Here is a 19,095-nt window from a genome sequence, read left to right as displayed (position 1 = left end):
TAGAAAGAAATTTGGACAGCCACCAAGAAGACCACCCCCTGCACCAGCCTTTGTTTACGGGGTACACGCCCCCGTTCTGCTCGACATCCCAGACCCATTAAAATGGGGACATATTAAATTTCCCTGCAAATTCAAGCGCTGCGTGTTTTTCACGCCAAATTTCAGCTTGTTTTCAACTCCGCCACACAGCAATGCGTCCCCATTAATAATCAGAAAAAAGTCTTTTGATATCAAGCGCCTGGCGGCATTTTCCAGCTTTGCGCAGGGCAGCAATTTTCCCTACACTTGCGCACCAAGCCGGTGCAGTTCATGCACCAGAATAAATATTTCGCGCCCCACAATGGCGCAATCCGCACCTATTCGAAGCACCCCCGAGGAGATCATGTTGAAAGTGCAGAGTCTGGACGACTTCCTGCGTGGCGTCGCCGCGCGCGACCCGCAGCAGCCTGAATTCATGCAAGCCGTCCAGGAGGTGATGCTGAGCTTGTGGCCGTTCATCGAAAAGCACCCCCACTACGCCGAGCACGCCCTGCTTGAGCGCCTGGTGGAGCCGGAACGCGTGATCCAGTTCCGCGTGTGCTGGACCGATGACCAGGGCCGCGCCCAGGTCAACCGCGCTTTCCGCATTCAGCACAGCTCGGCCATTGGCCCGTTCAAGGGCGGCATGCGCTTTCACCCGTCGGTGAACCTGTCCATCCTGAAGTTCCTGGCGTTCGAACAAACGCTGAAGAACTCGCTGACGACGCTGCCGATGGGCGGCGGCAAGGGTGGTTCGGACTTTGACCCCAAGGGCAAGTCCGACGCCGAAGTCATGCGCTTCTGCCAGGCGCTGATGATCGAGCTGTATCGCCACCTGGGTCCGGACACCGACGTCCCCGCCGGCGATATCGGCGTGGGCGCGCGCGAAGTCGGCTTCATGGCCGGCATGATGAAAAAGCTGTCGAACTCCACGGCCAGCGTCTTCACCGGCAAGGGCCTGACGTTCGGCGGCAGCCTGATCCGCCCCGAAGCCACCGGCTACGGCACCGTCTACTTCGCGGAAGAAATGCTCAAGCGCGTGGGCAAGTCGTTTGACGGCCTGCGTGTCTCGGTCTCGGGGTCGGGCAACGTGGCGCAATACGCCATCGAAAAAGCCATGTCGCTGGGCGCCAAGGTGGTGACGGTGTCGGATTCGAACGGCACGGTCGTTGACGAAGCCGGCTTCACGCATGAAAAGCTGGTTGCGCTGATGCACATCAAGAACGACCTGCGCGGCCGTCTGGACACGTATGCCCAGCAATTCGGTTTGAAGTACGAAGCGGGCAAGCGTCCGTGGCACGTGCCGGTTGACGTGGCGCTGCCGTGCGCAACCCAGAACGAACTGGAATTGGCCGACGCCCAGACGCTGATCAAGAACGGCGTGCTGTGCGTGGCGGAAGGCGCCAACATGCCAGCCACGCTGGATGCCGCCAAGGCATTCATCGCCGCCCGCGTGCTGTACGCCCCGGGCAAGGCCACCAACGCCGGCGGCGTGGCCGTGTCGGGCCTGGAAATGGCCCAGAACTCGGCCCGCCTGGCCTGGACGCGCGAAGAAGTCGACGCGCGCCTGCACGCCATCATGCGCGACATCCACGAGAACTGCGTGCGCCACGGCCACAGCGAACGCGAATACGTCAACTACCTGGACGGCGCCAACATCGCCGGCTTCGTCAAGGTTGCCGACGCCATGCGCCAGCAAGGCCTGTATTGATTCTGCCGATGCGCGCGGGGCATTGCGCCCCTTCGCGCTCCGCAAATTCAAAGCAGGTCACAAAGCCCTGACGCGTCACAAAACCCTAACGCGTCACAAAAAAATGGCGGCCCCTGAAACAGTGGGCCGCCATTTTTTATTCCTCCGCCAACGGCGGAATCAGATTCAGTGCTTCATCGCGCCGTGGTCGTGGCTCATGCCGGGGTTGTGCGAGGCCGGCTTGACCTTGAACTGCACCGCCACTTCACCCGCCTTTTCGAACTTCAGCGTGGCGGGCACGGTTGCGCCATCGGTGAACGGCGCCTTCAGCTTGATGAACATGACGTGATAGCCGCCCGGGCTGAGCTTGACCTCTTTGTCTGCGGGCAAGACGATGCCGCCTTCAACCTGGCGCATCTTCGACACGCCGTTCTCGGTCTGCACCGTGTGCAGCTCGACACGCTCGGCGGCGTCGGACGACACCGACAGCAAGCGGTCTTCGGTCTTGGCGTCGTTGTCGATATCCATATAACCCGCCCCGTTCGACTGCCCCGGCGCCGACGCCCGTACCCACAGGTCGTCAACTTCGATCTGGCCGACCTTATAGTCCTTCGCCCAAGCCGAGCCGGCCGTACACAGGCCCAATGCGGCAATGACTGCGAACTTGCGGATGTTCATGGGGTGTCCTCCTAGTGGGTTAACGCCGCCGGACCAAGCTGCGGGCGGCTGACAGAACCGAATCGGTCAAGGCTTCCATCGCCTCGGAGTTTACCCGCCAATGCTGCCAATAAAGGGGCACATCCTCCCAGGCGCGCCCCCGAAGCAGCATCAGATGACCGGCATCAAGGTGTTCCTGTACCAGCGGCAGCGGATTCATCGTCCAGCCCAGCCCGCCCAGCGTCGCCTGCACGAACGCGCGCGTGGACGGCACCCACCAGACCGGCGGCTGCCACGGCGCGGGGTCCGAGATCTTGTGTGCAAAGCGCGCCTGCAAGGCGTCCTTGCGGTTGAACACCAGCACCGGGGCCTGCGCCAGAGTTTGCGCGTTCACACCGCTTGCGAAATAGCGCTTGTGGAAATCGGGCGTGCAGGTCGCCACGTAGCGCATGCTGCCCAGCGCGTGGATGCGGCAGCCCTGCACCGGGTCCGCCAGCGTCGTCACCGCCCCCAGCACCGAACCGTTGCGCAGCAGCGCGGCGGTGTGGTCCTGGTCTTCGGACAGCATGTCCAGCGTGGCGCGGGTGCGGGCCGAGAACGCCAGGGCCGCATCGACGAACCAGGTTTCCAGGCTGTCGTGATTGACCGCGATGGGGATGCTGGCGTGGGGCACATCGTCGTCCGTCACGCCCAAGCGGTTCAGCGCGTCGTGCTCCAGCAGCGCCGTCTGCTCGGCCAGTTGCACCAGCACCCGCCCATCCGCCGTGGCCGCCGCCGGCACCGTGCGCTGCACCAGCAAGCGGCCCATGCGGTCTTCCAGCGCCTTGATCCGCTGCGACACGGCCGACGGCGTCACGCTAAGCGACAAAGCGGCCCGCTCGAAACTGCCTTCCCGCACCACGGCGGCCAGCGCCCGCAGGTTGCCATGATCGATTTTCATAAATTAGTTTTGCTTAATATAGTGAAGGAAAATTAGCTGTATTTCATAGGGTGCGCAAGGGACAATTCGTTATCACCGGAGCGCGCAATGCGTCCGGCACCAACATCAAAGCGCCGCCACAGGCGTTGCAGTTACAGGTATTCGCATCATGTTCGCCACCCTTTCGTCCCCCCTCTTCCTGACCGCCTGGGCCAGCGGCACCGCCACGGGCCTGGGCTTGTTCGCCGTCGTCGGCGCGCAAAGCGCCTTCATCCTGCGCCAGGGCCTGATGCGCGCGCATCTTCTCAGCGTGGTCGCCATCTGCGCGCTGATCGACGCCGTCTTCATCTTTGCCAGCGTGTCCGGCCTGCAAGCGCTGACCGCCTGGTTCCCGTGGCTGACGACTGCCGTGCTGTGGTTCGGCGTGGCGTTCCTGTCCTGGTACGGCCTGCAATCCGCACGCCGCGCCTGGACCGCCACCGGCGGCCTGGCCGCCGCCCGCGAGGTAGTGCCGTCGCGCCGCGCCGCCATGTTGGGCGCGCTGGGCTTTTCGCTGCTGAACCCCCATTTCTGGCTGGACATGGTGGTGGTTGGCTCACTGGCGCACGGCTTTGACGATGCCCGCATGGCATTTGCCGGCGGCGCGTTCACCGCCAGCTTGTTGTGGCTGGCTGTGCTTGGCATCGGTTCGCGCCTGTTCGCACCGTTCTTTGCCCGCGCATCAGCGTGGCGCGTGCTGGACGGCGTTATCGCGGTTGTCATGATCGGGCTGGCGATCAGCCTGGCAGTCAAGGGCGTCTAAGCCCCATCTCGCAGCCGTCCTTCGGCAGACGGTTCCGCGCCGCCCCCGCCTGATGGCCGGGGCGGCGCTTTGCCATCACTTTTATAATCCCCCCCGTTGCCACTCTTCGTCGGGCGCACGGCCGGCCCGCCAGACGATCATGCGCGGTTCCTCACTTCGCAGTGCCTCACTCTCCAAAGACGTGCGCCTGCCTCCGCTCGCCGCCATCCAGGCATTCGAGGCGGCGGCGCGGCTGGGCTCTTTCGAACGCGCCAGCGAAGAACTCTTCGTGACCGCCAGCGCCATCGGCAAACGCATTGCCGCGCTGGAAGCCTTGCTGGACGTTTCCCTGTTCATCCGCAGCAGCCGTGGCGCCACGCTCAGCGCCGCCGGGCGCGACTACCTGAACCAGGTCCGCACCGCGCTGGACCTGCTGTCGGACGCCTCGCTGCACAAACGGGGTGAGCCCAAGCCCGAACCGCTGCGCGTCGTCTCCACGCCCACCTTCGCCCGGCAGGTGCTGATCCCCTACCTGCCCGGCTTCACCGCCGCGCACCCCGAGGTCGAGCTGGAGATCATGCTGTCCATTCCCTATCTGGACATCATGCCGCCCAACGCCGATGTCTGGGTGCGCTTTGGCAGCGGCAAGTATCCCGGCCTGACCGCACGCCAATTAACGTCTGACCGTGTATTCGCAGTGTGCTCGCCCGCCTACCTGGCCGATCATGGCCCCTTTGACCGGCCGGAAGATCTGCTCCGCGCTGACTTGCTGCGTTGCCCGATGGAGCCGTGGCGCCCGTGGCTGGCCGAAGCCGGCCTGGACTGGCCCGAGCCGTCACGCGGGGTCTGGCTGGTGGACCTGGGCATGATGCTGGCGGCGGCGCGCGCGGGCCAGGGCCTGGCGCTGACCCGCCGTTCGCTGGCGGCGGAATGGCTGGACGAGGGCAAGCTCGTGCGCGTGCTCGGCATCGACATTCCTGGCGAATCCCAATATCACCTTTGCACCGAAACCTCGCGGCCGCCCGGCAACGCGGTCCAAGCGTTTTCCCTATGGCTCGAAGACGTCTGCGAACAAGCCTCCCAATGGCCACGCGGCTTGGCGGCCAGTCAGGAATAAATTTCCAGTGGGATGCGGAATGAATTTCCGCTACCCCTGCGCTCGTACTAGGTATTTACGCGGAAAAACCCCGCCGGGTCAGATTCGCGTAAGCGATTAAGCAGACAGTCACAACACGCAACACAGGAGAGCGCCGCAACATTGATTTCTCGCCGCCTGGCGCCGGCAACCGGTTTTCCACGCAGTCAATCTAATTACAACGGAGACATCCATGGATTTTCGTTTGAAGCTGCTAGCAGGAACCCTTGCATTTGCCGCATCGGCCGCGTCTTACGCCGCCGACCCCATCAAGATCGGCGTGGCCGGCCCGTACACCGGCGGCTCCTCATCCATGGGCGTCAGCATGCGCGACGGCGTGCGTCTGGCCATTGAAGAAATCAATAAGAACGGTGGCGTCCTCGGCCGCCAGCTGGTTGCCGTCGAACGCGACGACGAAGCCAAGAACGAGCGCGGCGTGCAGATCGCCCAGGAACTGATCAACAAGGAACAAGTGGCCGCCACCGTCGGCTACATCAACACCGGCGTGGCGCTGGCCTCGCAACGGTTCTACCAGGACGCCAAGATCCCCGTCTTCAACAACGTGGCAACAGGCAGCGTGATCACGCACCAGTTCAAGGCGCCGGAATACCCCGACAACTACGTGTTCCGCAATGCGGCGCATGACAGCATCCAGGCCCCGATGATCGTGGAAGAAGCGATCACGCGCCGCGGTTTCAAGAAGGTCGCCATCCTGGCCGACTCCACCAACTACGGCCAGCTTGGCCGCGAGGATCTGGAAAAGGCCCTGGACGCCAAGGGCATCAAGCCCGTGGCCGTTGAAAAATTCAACATCAAGGACGTCGACATGACGGCCCAGCTGTTGAAGGCCAAGTCCGCCGGCGCCGAAGCCGTGCTGACCTACGGCATCGGCCCCGAGCTGGCCCAGATCGCCAACGGCATGACCAAGCTGGGCTGGAAGGTGCCGATCATCGGCAGCTGGACCTTGTCGATGGCCAACTACATCGACAACTCCGGCGCCAACGGCGAAGGCGCGCGCATGCCGCAAACCTTCATCCAGGACCCCGACACGCCCAAGCGCAAGGCCTTCATCGACGCCTACCTGGCCAAGTTCAAGCCCAAGAACAACCGCATCGACTCCCCGGTGTCGGCGGCCCAGGGCTATGACTCGATCTTCTTGCTGGCCGCGGCCATCAAGCAGGCCAACTCCACCGACGGCCCCAAGGTCCGCGAGGCGCTTGAGAACCTGCAAACGCCCGTCGAAGGCGTGGTGATGACCTACAACAAGCCGTTCACCCACGACAACCACGACGCCATCTCCGCGAAGGAAGTGGTGATCGGCGAGGTCAAGGGCGGCCGCGTCATCAAGGCCAACTAAGCCTGAAACAAGCAGGAAGGCGGCGGCTTCCCGGCCGCCGCCGCCCGCGCCCCGATGATCGGGTGCGGGGCATGCAGCCGTCTGAAAACAGCGTTCTGCCCAAGGGGGTTGGGACGGAACACAGCGCCTCAAGACACACACCATGATTCTTCTACAGCTCATCTATAGCGGTATCGCGCTAGGCATGATCTATGCCGTGATTGCGTTCGGGTACCAGCTCACCTTCGCCACATCCGGCACACTCAACTTCGGTCAAGGCGAAGCCTTGATGCTGGGCGCACTGGTCGGGCTGACGCTCGTCGGCCTGGGCGTGAACTACTGGGTCATGATCCCCATCGTCTGCATCTTCGGCTTCGCGCAAGGCGCGCTGGTCGAGCGGGTTGGCGTGCGGCCAGCCATCAAGACGCGATCGGAATTCGGCTGGATCATGGCCACCATCGCCTTGGGGATCATCTTCAAGAACGTGGCCGAAAACATCTGGGGCCGCGACGATCTGCGCTTCCCCTCGCCGCTGCCCGAAGCGCCCATCCAGGTGCTGGGCGCGAACGTCTTGCCGATGGAGCTGCTGGTTGTCTTCGGCGCGCTGGGCATGATGATTCTGGTGGAAATCTTCAACCGCAAATCCATCTACGGCAAAGCGTTTGTCGCCACGTCCAACGACCGCGACGCGGCTGGCCTGATGGGTATCAACACCGGCATGGTGATCACGTTCTCGTACGCGCTGTCATCGCTGACCGCCGCGTTTGCGGGCGTGCTGGTCGCGCCGCTGACGCTCACCGGCGCCACGATGGGCGCGGTGCTGGGCTTGAAGGCGTTCGCCGTGGCGATTATCGGCGGCCTGTCCAGCGGGATGGGTGTTGTGGTGGGCGGGCTGATCCTGGGGATCGCCGAAACGACCACCGGTTTCTATCTTTCGACGGGGTACAAAGACGTGCCGGGATTGGTGTTGCTGCTGCTCGTACTGACCTTCAAGCCCGCCGGCCTGTTCGGCAAGACCGCGATCAAGAAGGTGTAAGCGATGAAACCCTTGCACCTGTTGCTATCCATCGTGGCTATCGCCTGCCTGGCGGCCGTGCCGCTGGGCGTGACCAACACGTATTACCTGCACTTGATCGAAACGATCATGATCTATTCGATCCTGCTGTTCGGGCTCGATATCGTGGTGGGCTACACGGGCCAGGTCTCGCTGGGCCACGCCGGGCTCTTCGGCATCGGCTCGTATGTGGCGGGCGTGCTGTTCTTTCACTTGCAGATGCCCATCTGGGTGATTCTTCCCGCCGCCATCCTGATTGCGGCGGCGTTTGGCGCGGTGCTGGCGTTGCCGGCGCTACGGGTCACGGGGCCGTACCTGGCGATGGTGACGCTGGCGTTTGGCACCATCATCCAGATCCTGATCAACGAGATGACCTTCATGACCGAAGGCCCGTTGGGCATCAAGATTCCCAAGCCGTCCATCGGCGGGCACATCCTGACCAAAAGCGAGTACTTCTGGCTGGTGGGCGCGCTGCTGGTGATCTCGCTGATCGTCGTGCACCGCATCCTGAAGTCGCATCTGGGCCGTTCGTTCGAAGCGTTGCGCGACAGCCCGATTGCGTCCGACTGCATGGGCGTGTCGGTCTACCGGCACAAGGTGTTCGCGTTCGTGATCAGCGCCGGTTTCGCCGGCCTGGCGGGTGCGCTGTATTCGTATTCCGAGCAGTACATTTCGCCCAACACGTACAACTTCGAACTGACCATCCTGTTCCTGCTGGCCATCATCATGGGCGGGCGCAAGAGCCGCACGGGCGCGCTGTTGGGCGCGTCCATCATCGTGCTGCTGCCCAAGATGCTGGACGACATCGGCACCTTCCGGCTGATCGCGCTGGCGGTGGCCATCCTGGTCACGGTGGGCAGCATCATCGCCGTGTCCAAGGGCCGCGCCGAACCGCGCCGCGTGGTGGTGCCGGTAGTCGGCACCATCGTGCTGGCGATCTTCTCGTACTGGCTGGAAGCCGTGACCGACTGGCGCCTGACCATCTTCGGCGCGATGATTCTGTTCGTTGTGTACTACCTGCCTGACGGCATCGTGGGCTTTGTGCGCAACCTGTTCTTCTCGAATCGCCGTGCGGCGCTATCGGTGAAGAAGGACCTGGTCAAAGAGCAGGACGCGGTGCCGGACGCCGTGGTGGCCGGCAAGGGCGAGACCTTGCTGACGGCCAAGAGCGTGCTGATGCAGTTCGGCGGCCTGAAGGCGTTGAACGAAGTCGACCTGACCATCAAGCGCGGCACCATCCACGGCCTGATCGGCCCGAACGGTTCGGGCAAGAGCACCATGATGAACGTGCTGACGGGCATCTATGTGCCAACGGCTGGCGCGGTGGAGTTCTCGGGCAAGTCGCTGGTCGGCCTGGCGCCCGCGGACATCGCGGCCGCAGGCATTGCGCGCACCTTCCAGAACGTGCAGCTGTTTGGCGAGATGACGGCGCTGGAGAACGTGCTGGTGGGTCTGCATCACACGTTCACCACGGGCTTGGCCGGCATTGCGCTGCGCACGCCGAAGTGGAAGGGCGAAGAGCAAGGCGCACGGGCCCGCGCGATGGCGCTGCTGGAGTTCGTGGGCCTGGAATCCCTGGCCACCGAAGAAGCGCGCAACCTGCCCTATGGCAAGCAACGCCTGCTTGAAATCGCCCGCGCGCTGGCGCTGGACCCGCAACTGCTGCTGCTGGACGAACCCGCGGCCGGCCTGACCGCGCCCGACATCGTCGAGCTGCTGGCCATCATCCGCAAGGTGCGCGATCACGGCATCACGCTGATCCTCATCGAGCACCACATGGATGTGGTGATGGGGGTGTGCGACACGGTGTCGGTGCTGGACTTCGGCCAGAAGATCGCCGAGGGCCTGCCGAACGAAGTGCAAAGCAACGCCAAGGTTATCGAGGCGTATCTGGGCGGCGCGCCCGCCTGACGCCAAGAGGACAACAAGATGCTATCGATCAAGAATCTGGAAGCGGGTTACGGCAAGGTGAAGGTGCTGCACGGCATCAGCATGGAGGTGCCGAAGGCGAAAGTCGTGACGCTGATTGGCTCAAACGGGGCGGGCAAGACGACAACGATGCGTGCCGTGTCCGGCATGATCCGCCCGACGGCGGGCGAAATCACGTTGGGCGGCAAGCGCATTGATGGCCTGGAGTMTCATCGCATTGCGCGGCTGGGGCTGGCGCATTCGCCGGAGGGGCGGCGTGTGTTTCCGACGCTGTCGGTGACGGACAACCTGCTGCTGGGCGCGTTTCCGCGCTTGACGGGAAGCCGGCCGAAGGGCGATGTGCAGGCGGATCTGGGGCGTGCGATGGATCTGTTTCCGCGCCTGAAGGAACGCCGAGATCAACTGGCCGGCACGTTGTCGGGCGGTGAACAGCAGATGCTGGCCATGGCGCGCGCCGTGATGCTGAATCCGGAGCTGGTGCTGCTGGACGAACCGTCGATGGGGTTGGCGCCGATTCTGGTGGAAGAGGTGTTCAGGATTATTGCGCGGCTGAAGGATGAAGGGGTGACGATGCTGCTGGTTGAGCAGTTCGCGGCTGCGGCGTTGCAGGTGGCGGATTACGGGTATGTGCTGGAGAACGGGCGGATTTCTGTGCACGGAAGTGCGGAGAAGTTACGGGGGGATCCGGCGGTGGTGGCGGCTTATTTGGGTGGGGGGCATTGAAGGGGGGGTTGTGGTTGGTTGGTTTTCTAATGACGCCCGTGACGCCGGTGGCCTGCGGGGCGCGGGGCAACGATTGCGGTCCGGAGCCTTCGCTCCGGACTTCCCCTTGTCATCTTCGTCCCCCGCCGTTGGCGGGTTCCTTCAGATTCCCTCGGGCTTATCGACGCCCCGCGCCCCGCAGGCCACCGCCGCCACGGGCTCGGGTAGTTGCAATCTGACGTCAGCTGGGGCGAATGGCTTTCTTAGGGTTCTCACCACGGGTTTTGGGTGGTGGAAGATCTTGCGGGGCCCGCTCCAGGCCGGCCGCGCGGGCGGCCTTTTGGAGCTTACGCATCGTGCTGCGTCGTCGCTCTTTTCGCTTCGCGTGTGGCTGATTTGTTTGGGTGCTTTTTGGGCGATGTTGGTCGCTCGACAAACGCAATCAGACTGCAATTTCGACGAGACTGCATTTTTAAAAATCGCATTCAGACTGCATTTTTAAACAGCGGAGTCAGACTGCATTTTCCACGGAGCCGTCCATGGAAAAATGCAGTCTGAATCGATTCACAACCTTCGATTAACGATCAGACAATCGTCAAGGTCACATCGATGTTGCCGCGCGTGGCGTTCGAGTACGGGCAGACGATGTGGGCGGCGGCGACCAGCTTTTCCGCCAGTTCACGGTCCATGCCCGGCAGCGAGATCTTCAGTTCGACTTCGATGCCGAAACCGGTGGGGATCGCGCCGATACCCACGATGCCGTTCACCGATACGTCTGCCGGAATCGCGATTTTGTCGCGGCCGCCGACGAACTTCATTGCGCCCAGGAAGCAGGCCGAGTAGCCCACTGCGAACAGTTGTTCCGGGTTCGTGCCAGCAGCGCCTGCGCCGCCCAGTTCGCGCGGGGTCGTCAGCTTGACGTCCAGGTTGCCGTCGTCGCTGACGCCACGGCCTTCACGGCCGCCGGTGGCGGTGGCATTGGCGCAATAGAGGACTTTTTCGATAGACATGATGCGTTTCCTTGTTGGAATGAAAAGTTGAACTGCCTGCCGGGCGGGACCTCCCGCGTCAGCATTAATATCGCACACAACTAAATCGTGCGCTACTTATTAGACCGGATGATGACAGCCATCACCCATCTTTCAAACACTATCGACCAGCTTTTCCCGCAGCGCGTGCAGCGTCTTCATCATGCCTTGCGCTTCGTCCAGCGTGCATTGCGCGGCGCCGGCAATCGCGTGAGGCACGTTTTCCGCTTGCTCTCGCAAGTCGCGGCCTTGCTTGGTCAGCGTCACAATCACCTGGCGCTCGTCGTCCACCGCCCGCTTGCGCGTCACCAGACCTGCCGCTTCCAGGCGCTTTAACAGCGGCGTCAGCGTGGCGGAATCCAGGAACAGGCGGTCGCCGATATCCGTTACCGTAATTTCATCGCGCTCCCACAGCACCAGCATCACCAGATACTGCGGATACGTCAGATCCAGACCGCGCAAGAGCTTGCGGTACACCTTGTTCATCGCCAGTGACGTTGAATACAAGGCGAAGCACAGCTGGCTGTCCAGCAGCAGCGGATTGAACGCGCCTTTGGGTTTGGATCTGGATTTCATTGCGCAATATTAAATAGCGCACTATTTAACGTCAAGCGGTTTTTTTACTTTTCATCCGCCTGGCCACTGGTCCCGTCAGGCCGCGTGTTCGCCTTCCACTGTGCTGCGATCCGACCCGTATTGTTTCAGGCCATCCAGGTCCAGCACACGCACCGCGCCGTATTCCACATTCAGCAAGCCCGCTTCTTCCAGCTTGCGCAGCGCCTGGTTTGCGCGCTGGCGCGACACCCGGGCCAGATAGCCGACTTCTTCTTGTGTAATCGTCAGGCGCATCCCCATGCCGGGATACAGCAAGGGGTTGAAGAGCTCAGCCAGACAACGGGCCACGCGCGCGTCCGGGTCCAGCAGACGGTCGTACTCCGCTTTGCCGATGAACTGCGCCACGCGCTCATTCAGTTGGTGGAGCAGGTAGCGGTTGAACGGAATGCTGTTGTCCAGCAGCCAATCAAAAGCAGGAGCCGGCAGGCGCGCCACGACCGAATCTCGCAAGGCGACGATGTCATATTTGCGGACTTCGCGTTTCAAGAGCGAGCCCTCGCCGATCCAGCCACCGGCGGGTACGCCCGTCAATGATGCGACCTTGCCTTCCGCGTTGCCGACCGACACCTTCACCAATCCGGCCAATACGCCAATCCAAGCCTGTGCGAGTTCACCTTTGCGCTCTATGATCGATCCGGCAACGACTTGCTGCACGGACAGGTCCCGCTCGACGCGCGATTGCTGCTCGGCGTTAAGCACGCGAAACCAGGCCGCGGCAAGTTGCAGGGAGTCGGATAGCTGCATCGGGAATACCCTAAAAGTTCCTTGAATGTCGCGATGGTGACAGTTGGTAGCAACCCAACCTTATACCTTAACTCCTGCCGTAAATCTAAAACCAACTGGTCAAGCCCCTCATCGCCATCACCGCTCCCGCGGGCCCTGGCGCGATGTGCCCAAACCGGAGGAGACAACGTGGCACATTCATCGCCCGCATCTGCACAGGTGCCGGCGGCGCTGGATACCTTTCCAGCGCTGCTGTTCGCGCATGCCAAGGTTCGTGGGTCGCGGCCCGCGATACGAGAGAAAGATCTGGGGATCTGGCAAACCCTGACGTGGTCCGATGTGGCGACGCATGTGCGCCATGTGGCCAATGGCCTGGCGGCGCTGGGCATCCGCCCCGGCATGCACGTCGCCGTCATCGGCGAAAACCGTCCCCGCCTGTATATGGCCATGATGGCCGCGCAGTCGCTGGGCGCAATTCCCGTGCCGCTTTATCAGGACGCGGTTGCGCAGGAAATGGTCTACGTGCTGCAAGACGCCGAGATCAGCGTGGCCGTGGTGGAAGACCAGGAACAGGTCGACAAGATGCTGGAAGTGCGCGAGCAATGCCCCGCGCTCAAAGCGGTGGTGTTCGATGACCCGCGCGGCCTGCGCCATTACACCGACGCGATGCTGCAATCGTATGAGCAGCTGGAAACGCTGGGCCAGCAATACGCCGCGCAGCATCCCGATTATCTGGACCGCGCCATCGCCGCCGTGCAGCCGCACGACCCGGCCGCCATGTTCTATACGTCGGGCACGACAGGCAAGCCCAAGGGCGTGGTGCTTACGCACCATGCGCTGATCGACCGCGCGCGCGCCGTGTCTGAAATGGAAAAGCTGACCGACCAGGAAGACGTGCTGGCGTACCTGCCGCCCGCGTGGATCGGCCAGAACATGTTCTCGTACACGCAGTTGCTGGTCACGGGCTTTACCGTGAACCATCCCGAATCGCCCGACACCGTGTCGATCGACATGCGCGACATCGGCCCCACCTATTACTTCGCGCCGCCGCGCGTGCTGGAAGGCCTGCTCACGCATGTGATGATCCGCATGGAAGACGCGGGCTACATCAAGCGCAAATTGTTCGGCGCCTGCATGAAGCTGGCGCGCCGCGTGGGCACGCGCATTCTGGACGGCGAATCCGTCAACGCCTGGGACCGCCTGCGTTACGCGCTGGGCAACGCGCTGATCTACGGCCCCTTGCGCAACGCGCTGGGCATGAGCCGCGTGCGCGTGGCGTACACCGCGGGCGAGGCCATTGGCCCCGACCTGTTCGTGTTCTACCGGTCCATCGGCATCAACCTGAAGCAGTTGTACGGTTCCACTGAAACGTCCGTGTTCGTCTGCGTGCAGCCCGACGGCAAGGTGCGCGATGACACCGTCGGCCCGCCGGTGGCTGGCGTGGAAATCCGCGTCGCGGACAACGGTGAAATTCTGGTGAAGAGCCCGGGGCTGTTCAAGGAGTACTACCGCAACCCGGCCGCCACCGCCGAAGCACGCAGCGCCGACGGCTGGTTCCACACGGGCGACGCGGGCTACCTGGACACCGATGGCCAGTTGAAGATCATTGATCGCGCGAAAGACGTGGGCAAGCTGGCCAATGGCAGCCTGTTCGCGCCGAAGTACATCGAGAACAAGCTCAAGTTCTTCCAGCACATCAAGGAAGCCGTTGCGTTTGGCGCCGACCGCGATGACGTCTGCGCCTTCATCAATATTGATCTCGAAGCCGTGGGCAACTGGGCCGAACGCCGTGGCCTGGCGTACGCGGGCTACACCGACCTGGCCGCCAAAGAAGAGGTCTATCAACTGATCGCCGAATGCGTCGAACAGGTGAATGCCGACTTGGCCACGGACCCCAAGCTGTGCGCATCGCAGATCAGCCGCTTCCTGATCCTGCACAAAGAACTGGACCCCGATGACGACGAGCTGACCCGCACGCGCAAGGTGCGCCGCGCGTTCATCGCGCAGAAGTATGGCGTGCTGATCGACGCGTTGTTTGGCGGCAAGCAATCGCAGTTCATCGAGACCGAAGTGAAGTTCGAAGACGGACGCACCGGCAAGATCTCAGCCGACCTGAAGATCCGCCCCGTCAAGACGTTTCCCGCCATCACAGCCCGAGCCGCGTAGAGATCATGAGCAACAACGACCGCGACCAGCGTATCGGCGACGTCATGCTGGACATGCAGAACATCTCCTTGTCCTTTGGCGGCGTGAAGGCGCTGACGGACATTTCCTTCAATGTGCGCGAGCATGAGATTCGCGCCATCATCGGCCCCAACGGCGCCGGCAAGAGCTCGATGCTCAACGTCATCAACGGCGTCTACACGCCGCAGAAAGGCGGCATCGAATTCCGCGGCGAACGCTTCTCGAAGATGAACCCGCGCCGCGCCGCCGAAATGGGCATCGCGCGCACGTTCCAGAACCTGGCCTTGTTCAAAGGCATGAGCGTGCTGGACAACATCATGACGGGCCGCAACCTGCGCATGAAGTGCGGGCTGCTGTCGCAGGCGTTTCGCCTGGGGCCGGCCGAGCGCGAAGAGACGCAGCACCGCGAATTCGTCGAGAACATCGTCGACTTCCTGGAAATTCAGGCCTATCGCAAAACGCCCGTGGGCCGCCTGCCCTACGGCCTGCAAAAGCGCGTGGACCTGGGCCGCGCGCTGGCCATGGAGCCGCGCCTGCTGTTGCTGGACGAACCCATGGCCGGCATGAATATCGAGGAGAAGCAGGACATGAGCCGCTTCATCCTGGATGTGAATGATGAATTCGGCACCACCATCGTGCTGATCGAGCACGACATGGGCGTGGTCATGGATATTTCCGACCGCGTGGTGGTGCTGGACTACGGCAAGAAGATCGGCGACGGCCGCCCGGACGAAGTCCGCGCGAATGAAGACGTCATCAAAGCCTACCTCGGCGTGTCGCACTAAGGCGGACAGACATGGGATTTTTTCTAGAGACCTTATTCGGCGGCTTGATGAGCGGCATGATGTATGCGCTGATCGGCCTGGGCTTTGTGCTGATCTTCAAGGCATCCGGCGTCTTCAACTTTGCGCAGGGCGCGATGGTGCTGGTGGCCGCCTTGTCGATGGCGCGCTTCTCGGAGTGGATTCCGCGCTGGCTTGGCTTTGACAACATGATCCTGGCCAACGTGCTGGCCTTTATCGTCAGCGCCATGGTGATGTTCCTGCTGGCAGTGGCCATTGAACGCTTTGTGCTGCGCCACCTGGTCAACCAGGAAGCCACGACGCTGTTGATGGCAACGCTGGGCATCAGCTACTTCCTGGATGGCTTGGGGCAAATCACGTTCGGCAGCTCGGTGTATTCCATCAACGTGGGCATGCCGAAAGACCCGTTGATGATTCTGGACACGGTCTTCGAAGGCGGGTTGCTGATCAACCTGGAAGACCTGACAGCCGCCGTCATTGCGGCGCTGCTGGTGGCCACGCTGGCGCTGTTCTTCCAGTACACGTCCACGGGCCGCGCGCTGCGCGCCGTGGCCGATGACCACCAGGCCGCGCAGTCCATCGGCATTCCGCTGAACCGCATCTGGGTGATCGTGTGGTGCGTGGCGGGGCTGGTGGCGCTGGTGGCCGGCATTATCTGGGGCTCGAAGTTTGGCGTGCAATTCACGCTGTCCACCGCAGCGCTGCGCGCGTTGCCGGTGGTGATTCTGGGCGGCTTGACGTCGGTGCCGGGCGCCATTCTGGGCGGCCTGATCATCGGCGTGGGGGAAAAGCTGTCCGAGGTCTACCTGGGGTCGCTCGTGGGCGGCGGTATCGAAATCTGGTTTGCCTATGTGCTGGCGCTGGTGTTCCTGCTGTTCCGTCCGCAAGGGCTGTTCGGCGAGAAGATCATCGACCGCGTGTAAACCACCAGGCCTCTAGGATAAAAACATGTTCTATCGCGAAAACGGCCAGTTCAAGACCACGTACCGGGCCGACCAGCAGATCTTCCCGATCCGCCAGGACCGCATCTTCATCTGGCTGCTGATGGCGGTGGCGTTCATTGCGGTGCCGGCGCTGTCGTCCGACTACCTGCTGCGCGCCATCCTGATTCCGTTCCTGATCCTGTCGCTGGCGGCAGTCGGCCTGAATATTCTGGTGGGCTACTGCGGCCAGATCTCGCTGGGCACCGGCGCCTTCATGGCGGTGGGCGCGTATGCGGCGTGGAACTTCGGCGTGCGCTTTCCGGGCATGCCGCTGATCATCCAGATTTTGCTGGGCGGCTGCTTCGCCACGCTGGTGGGCGTGATCTTCGGCATTCCCAGCTTGCGCATCCGTGGCCTGTATCTGGCGGTGGCAACCCTGGCCGCGCAGTTCTTTGTGGACTGGGCATTCCTGCGCATCCCCTTCTTCACCAACTATTCGTCGTCGGGCAACGTGTCGGTGCCGCCGCTGACCGCCTTCGGCTTGCCGGTGCAGACCGCGCTGGAAAAGTACTTGTTCGTGCTGATCCTGGTGGTGGTCTTCAGCCTGCTGGCCAAGAACCTGGTGCGCGGCGCCATCGGCCGGCAGTGGATGGCAATTCGCGACATGGACGTGGCGGCTTCCGTCATCGGCATTCGCCCGATGTACGCCAAGCTCACAGCGTTTGCGGTCAGCTCGTTCATCGTTGGTGTGGCCGGCGCCTTGTGGGGCTACATCCACCTGGGCTCGTGGGAGCCGCTGGCCTTTGACCTGACGCGTTCGTTCCAGCTGCTGTTCATGGTGATCATCGGCGGGCTGGGGTCGATTATCGGCAGCTTCTTTGGCGCGGCTTTCATCGTGCTGGTGCCGGTGGCGCTGTCGAACATTCCGCATGCGCTGGGCATTCCGCTGTCGGTGGATACGGCCGCGCACATCGAGCACATGGTGTTCGGCGCGCTGATCGTGTTCTTCCTGATCGCCGAGCCGCACGGCCTGGCGCGCTTGTGGAGCATCGGCAAGGAAAAGCTGCGCATCTGGCCGTTCCCGCACTGATTGATTTCGTACTGATTTCGCATTGATTTCTGCGGACCGCGGCGGCAAAAGTGCCGTGATCCACATCCTGAATACCCGGCTCAAGACCGGGCCAATCCCGGTGTCCCAGGGTTTACTGACCCAAGCACCACGCAGGAGGTAAATGGAGATGAAGCGTCTTAACCTGAAGTTGGCGGCAGCCCTGGTGGCCGCAGCCGGCGCCATCGGCGCCGTGGCCACGCCGGCAATGGCGGCCGAAGAGCAGTTCGTTCCGTTGCTGGTGTATCGCACCGGGTCGTTCGCGCCGCTGGGCATTCCCTGGGCCGATGGCAAGCTCGACTACCTGAAGCTCGTCAATGAGCGCGATGGCGGCGTGAACGGCGTGAAGATCACGTACGAAGAATGTGAAACCGCCTACGCCACCGACCGCGGTGTGGAATGCTATGAACGCCTAAAGGGCAAGGGCACGGGCGCGTCGGGCTTTGACACCCAGTCCACCGGCATCACGTTCGCCGTCAGCGACAAGGCCATGGTCGACAAGGTGCCCGTCGAAACGATGGGCTACGGCCTGTCGCAATCGGTGGATGGCAGCGTGTTCGAGTGGAACTTCCCGCTGCTGGGCACGTACTGGACCGCCGCTGACGTGATGATCCAGGACATCGCCAAGAAAGAAGGCGGGATGGACAAGTTGAAGGGCAAGAAGATTGCGCTTGTCTATCACGACTCGCCGTATGGCAAGGAACCGATTCCGCTGCTGCAAAAGCGCGCCGCCAAAGAAGGCTTCGAGCTGGTGCTGTATCCGGTGACCGCGCCGGGCGTTGAGCAAAAATCCACCTGGCTGCAAATCCGCCAGGCACGCCCGAACTACGTGCTGCTGTGGAGCGCGGGCATCATGACGCCCACCGCCATCCGCGAAGCGCAGGCCAGCGGCTACCCGCGCGACAAGATGTACGCCATCTGGTGGGCCGGCTCCGAAGGCGACGTCAAAGACCTGGGCGATGTCGCCAAGGGCTACAACGCCATCACCGTGCACAACAGCGGCGCCGAGCACGACAAGGTCTATGACGACCTGAAGAAGTTCGTCTACGACAAGGGCCAGGGTTCGGACAAGACGGCCAAGAACACGCTGGGCACCATCGCCCACACGCGCGGCATGATGATTTCGATGCTGCAAGTGGAAGCGATCCGCACGGCGCAAGAGAAGTTCGGCAAGGGCAAGGCGTTGACGCCTGAGCAAGTGCGCTGGGGCTTCGAGAACCTGAACCTGACGCAGGAAAAGCTGGACAAGCTGGGCTTCGGCCAGATCATGCGTCCGGTCAAGACCTCGTGCAGCAACCACAAGGGCGACGACTGGGCTCGCATCGTGCAGTGGGACGGCGCCAAGTTCAAGGTGGCATCCGACTGGTATCAGGCCGACAAGACCATCCTGGACCCGATGGTCAAGGACGCCGCGGCCAAGTACGCCAAGGAAAAGAACATCACGCCCCGCACTTGCGAGAACTGATGTGAACCGGCGGCGGGCGTCCTTC

Annotated in this window: 17 protein-coding genes; 12 read left to right on the top strand and 5 right to left on the bottom strand. The window is 62.6% G+C overall.

Annotation, left to right across the window (positions count from 1 at the left end):
- Nucleotides 1-382 precede the first annotated feature (382 nt).
- Nucleotides 383-1,729, top strand: a complete 1,347-nt coding sequence (gdhA, locus tag AC1DB0_RS20230; RefSeq protein ID WP_054420693.1) for an NADP-specific glutamate dehydrogenase — start codon at nucleotides 383-385, stop codon at nucleotides 1,727-1,729.
- Nucleotides 1,730-1,894: 165 nt separating this feature from the next.
- On the opposite strand, the gene AC1DB0_RS20225 is transcribed toward gdhA, so the two are convergent.
- The gene (locus AC1DB0_RS20225; RefSeq protein ID WP_054420694.1) at nucleotides 1,895-2,386 is read right to left on the bottom strand and encodes a copper chaperone PCu(A)C; all 492 of its coding nucleotides are present in this window, start codon (nucleotides 2,384-2,386) and stop codon (nucleotides 1,895-1,897) included.
- A gap of 19 nt (nucleotides 2,387-2,405) precedes the next feature.
- Entirely contained in the window at nucleotides 2,406-3,305 is a 900-nt protein-coding gene (locus AC1DB0_RS20220) for a LysR family transcriptional regulator ArgP (protein WP_054420695.1), read from the bottom strand.
- A gap of 148 nt (nucleotides 3,306-3,453) precedes the next feature.
- Here AC1DB0_RS20220 and AC1DB0_RS20215 point away from each other — a divergent pair, with 148 nt between their 5' ends.
- From AC1DB0_RS20215 to AC1DB0_RS20190, 6 genes are all read left to right on the top strand, one after another.
- Nucleotides 3,454-4,086: a LysE/ArgO family amino acid transporter gene (locus AC1DB0_RS20215; protein WP_054420696.1), complete on the top strand. Its 633-nt coding sequence runs from the start codon at nucleotides 3,454-3,456 to the stop codon at nucleotides 4,084-4,086.
- 139 nt (nucleotides 4,087-4,225) lie between these two features.
- A complete protein-coding gene (locus tag AC1DB0_RS20210; RefSeq protein WP_342067904.1) occupies nucleotides 4,226-5,182 on the top strand; it encodes a LysR substrate-binding domain-containing protein in 957 nt (318 codons plus the stop codon).
- Between the two features lie 211 nt (nucleotides 5,183-5,393).
- On the top strand, nucleotides 5,394-6,557 hold the full coding sequence (locus AC1DB0_RS20205) for an ABC transporter substrate-binding protein (RefSeq protein WP_054420698.1): 1,164 nt from the start codon (nucleotides 5,394-5,396) through the stop codon (nucleotides 6,555-6,557).
- A 142-nt stretch (nucleotides 6,558-6,699) separates the two neighbouring features.
- Nucleotides 6,700-7,572: a branched-chain amino acid ABC transporter permease gene (locus AC1DB0_RS20200; protein ID WP_006216335.1), complete on the top strand. Its 873-nt coding sequence runs from the start codon at nucleotides 6,700-6,702 to the stop codon at nucleotides 7,570-7,572.
- Nucleotides 7,573-7,575: 3 nt separating this feature from the next.
- Nucleotides 7,576-9,501, top strand: a complete 1,926-nt coding sequence (locus tag AC1DB0_RS20195; RefSeq protein WP_054420699.1) for a branched-chain amino acid ABC transporter ATP-binding protein/permease — start codon at nucleotides 7,576-7,578, stop codon at nucleotides 9,499-9,501.
- A gap of 18 nt (nucleotides 9,502-9,519) precedes the next feature.
- Nucleotides 9,520-10,242 carry an ABC transporter ATP-binding protein gene (locus AC1DB0_RS20190; protein ID WP_476758725.1) on the top strand — a complete coding sequence of 241 codons (723 nt, stop codon included), beginning with the start codon at nucleotides 9,520-9,522 and terminating at the stop codon, nucleotides 10,240-10,242.
- A 563-nt stretch (nucleotides 10,243-10,805) separates the two neighbouring features.
- Here AC1DB0_RS20190 and AC1DB0_RS20185 read toward each other — a convergent pair.
- The 3 genes from AC1DB0_RS20185 to AC1DB0_RS20175 form a co-directional block, all read right to left on the bottom strand.
- Nucleotides 10,806-11,231, bottom strand: a complete 426-nt coding sequence (locus AC1DB0_RS20185) for an organic hydroperoxide resistance protein (protein WP_476757518.1) — start codon at nucleotides 11,229-11,231, stop codon at nucleotides 10,806-10,808.
- A gap of 132 nt (nucleotides 11,232-11,363) precedes the next feature.
- Entirely contained in the window at nucleotides 11,364-11,825 is a 462-nt protein-coding gene (locus AC1DB0_RS20180; protein ID WP_054420702.1) for a MarR family winged helix-turn-helix transcriptional regulator, read from the bottom strand.
- A gap of 75 nt (nucleotides 11,826-11,900) precedes the next feature.
- Nucleotides 11,901-12,608 (bottom strand): Crp/Fnr family transcriptional regulator, encoded by a 708-nt coding sequence (locus AC1DB0_RS20175; protein WP_427948220.1) that lies wholly within the window; start codon nucleotides 12,606-12,608, stop codon nucleotides 11,901-11,903.
- Nucleotides 12,609-12,776: 168 nt separating this feature from the next.
- Between AC1DB0_RS20175 and AC1DB0_RS20170 the strand changes: the two genes are divergently transcribed.
- From AC1DB0_RS20170 to AC1DB0_RS20150, 5 genes are all read left to right on the top strand, one after another.
- Entirely contained in the window at nucleotides 12,777-14,753 is a 1,977-nt protein-coding gene (locus tag AC1DB0_RS20170; RefSeq protein ID WP_476757517.1) for an AMP-dependent synthetase/ligase, read from the top strand.
- Between the two features lie 5 nt (nucleotides 14,754-14,758).
- Entirely contained in the window at nucleotides 14,759-15,556 is a 798-nt protein-coding gene (locus tag AC1DB0_RS20165; RefSeq protein WP_054420705.1) for an ABC transporter ATP-binding protein, read from the top strand.
- A gap of 11 nt (nucleotides 15,557-15,567) precedes the next feature.
- Nucleotides 15,568-16,497, top strand: coding sequence for a branched-chain amino acid ABC transporter permease (locus AC1DB0_RS20160; protein ID WP_046803042.1), 930 nt, complete (start codon nucleotides 15,568-15,570; stop codon nucleotides 16,495-16,497).
- 25 nt (nucleotides 16,498-16,522) lie between these two features.
- The gene (locus AC1DB0_RS20155) at nucleotides 16,523-17,587 is read left to right on the top strand and encodes a branched-chain amino acid ABC transporter permease (protein WP_054420706.1); all 1,065 of its coding nucleotides are present in this window, start codon (nucleotides 16,523-16,525) and stop codon (nucleotides 17,585-17,587) included.
- A gap of 142 nt (nucleotides 17,588-17,729) precedes the next feature.
- On the top strand, nucleotides 17,730-19,070 hold the full coding sequence (locus AC1DB0_RS20150) for an ABC transporter substrate-binding protein (RefSeq protein WP_082386889.1): 1,341 nt from the start codon (nucleotides 17,730-17,732) through the stop codon (nucleotides 19,068-19,070).
- Nucleotides 19,071-19,095: the final 25 nt, after the last annotated feature.

This window comes from Achromobacter sp. 10T422 (genome assembly GCF_056394065.1).
The sequence above is the reverse complement of the archived record's forward strand: the minus strand, read 5'-3'. Positions and strand labels throughout refer to the sequence as shown.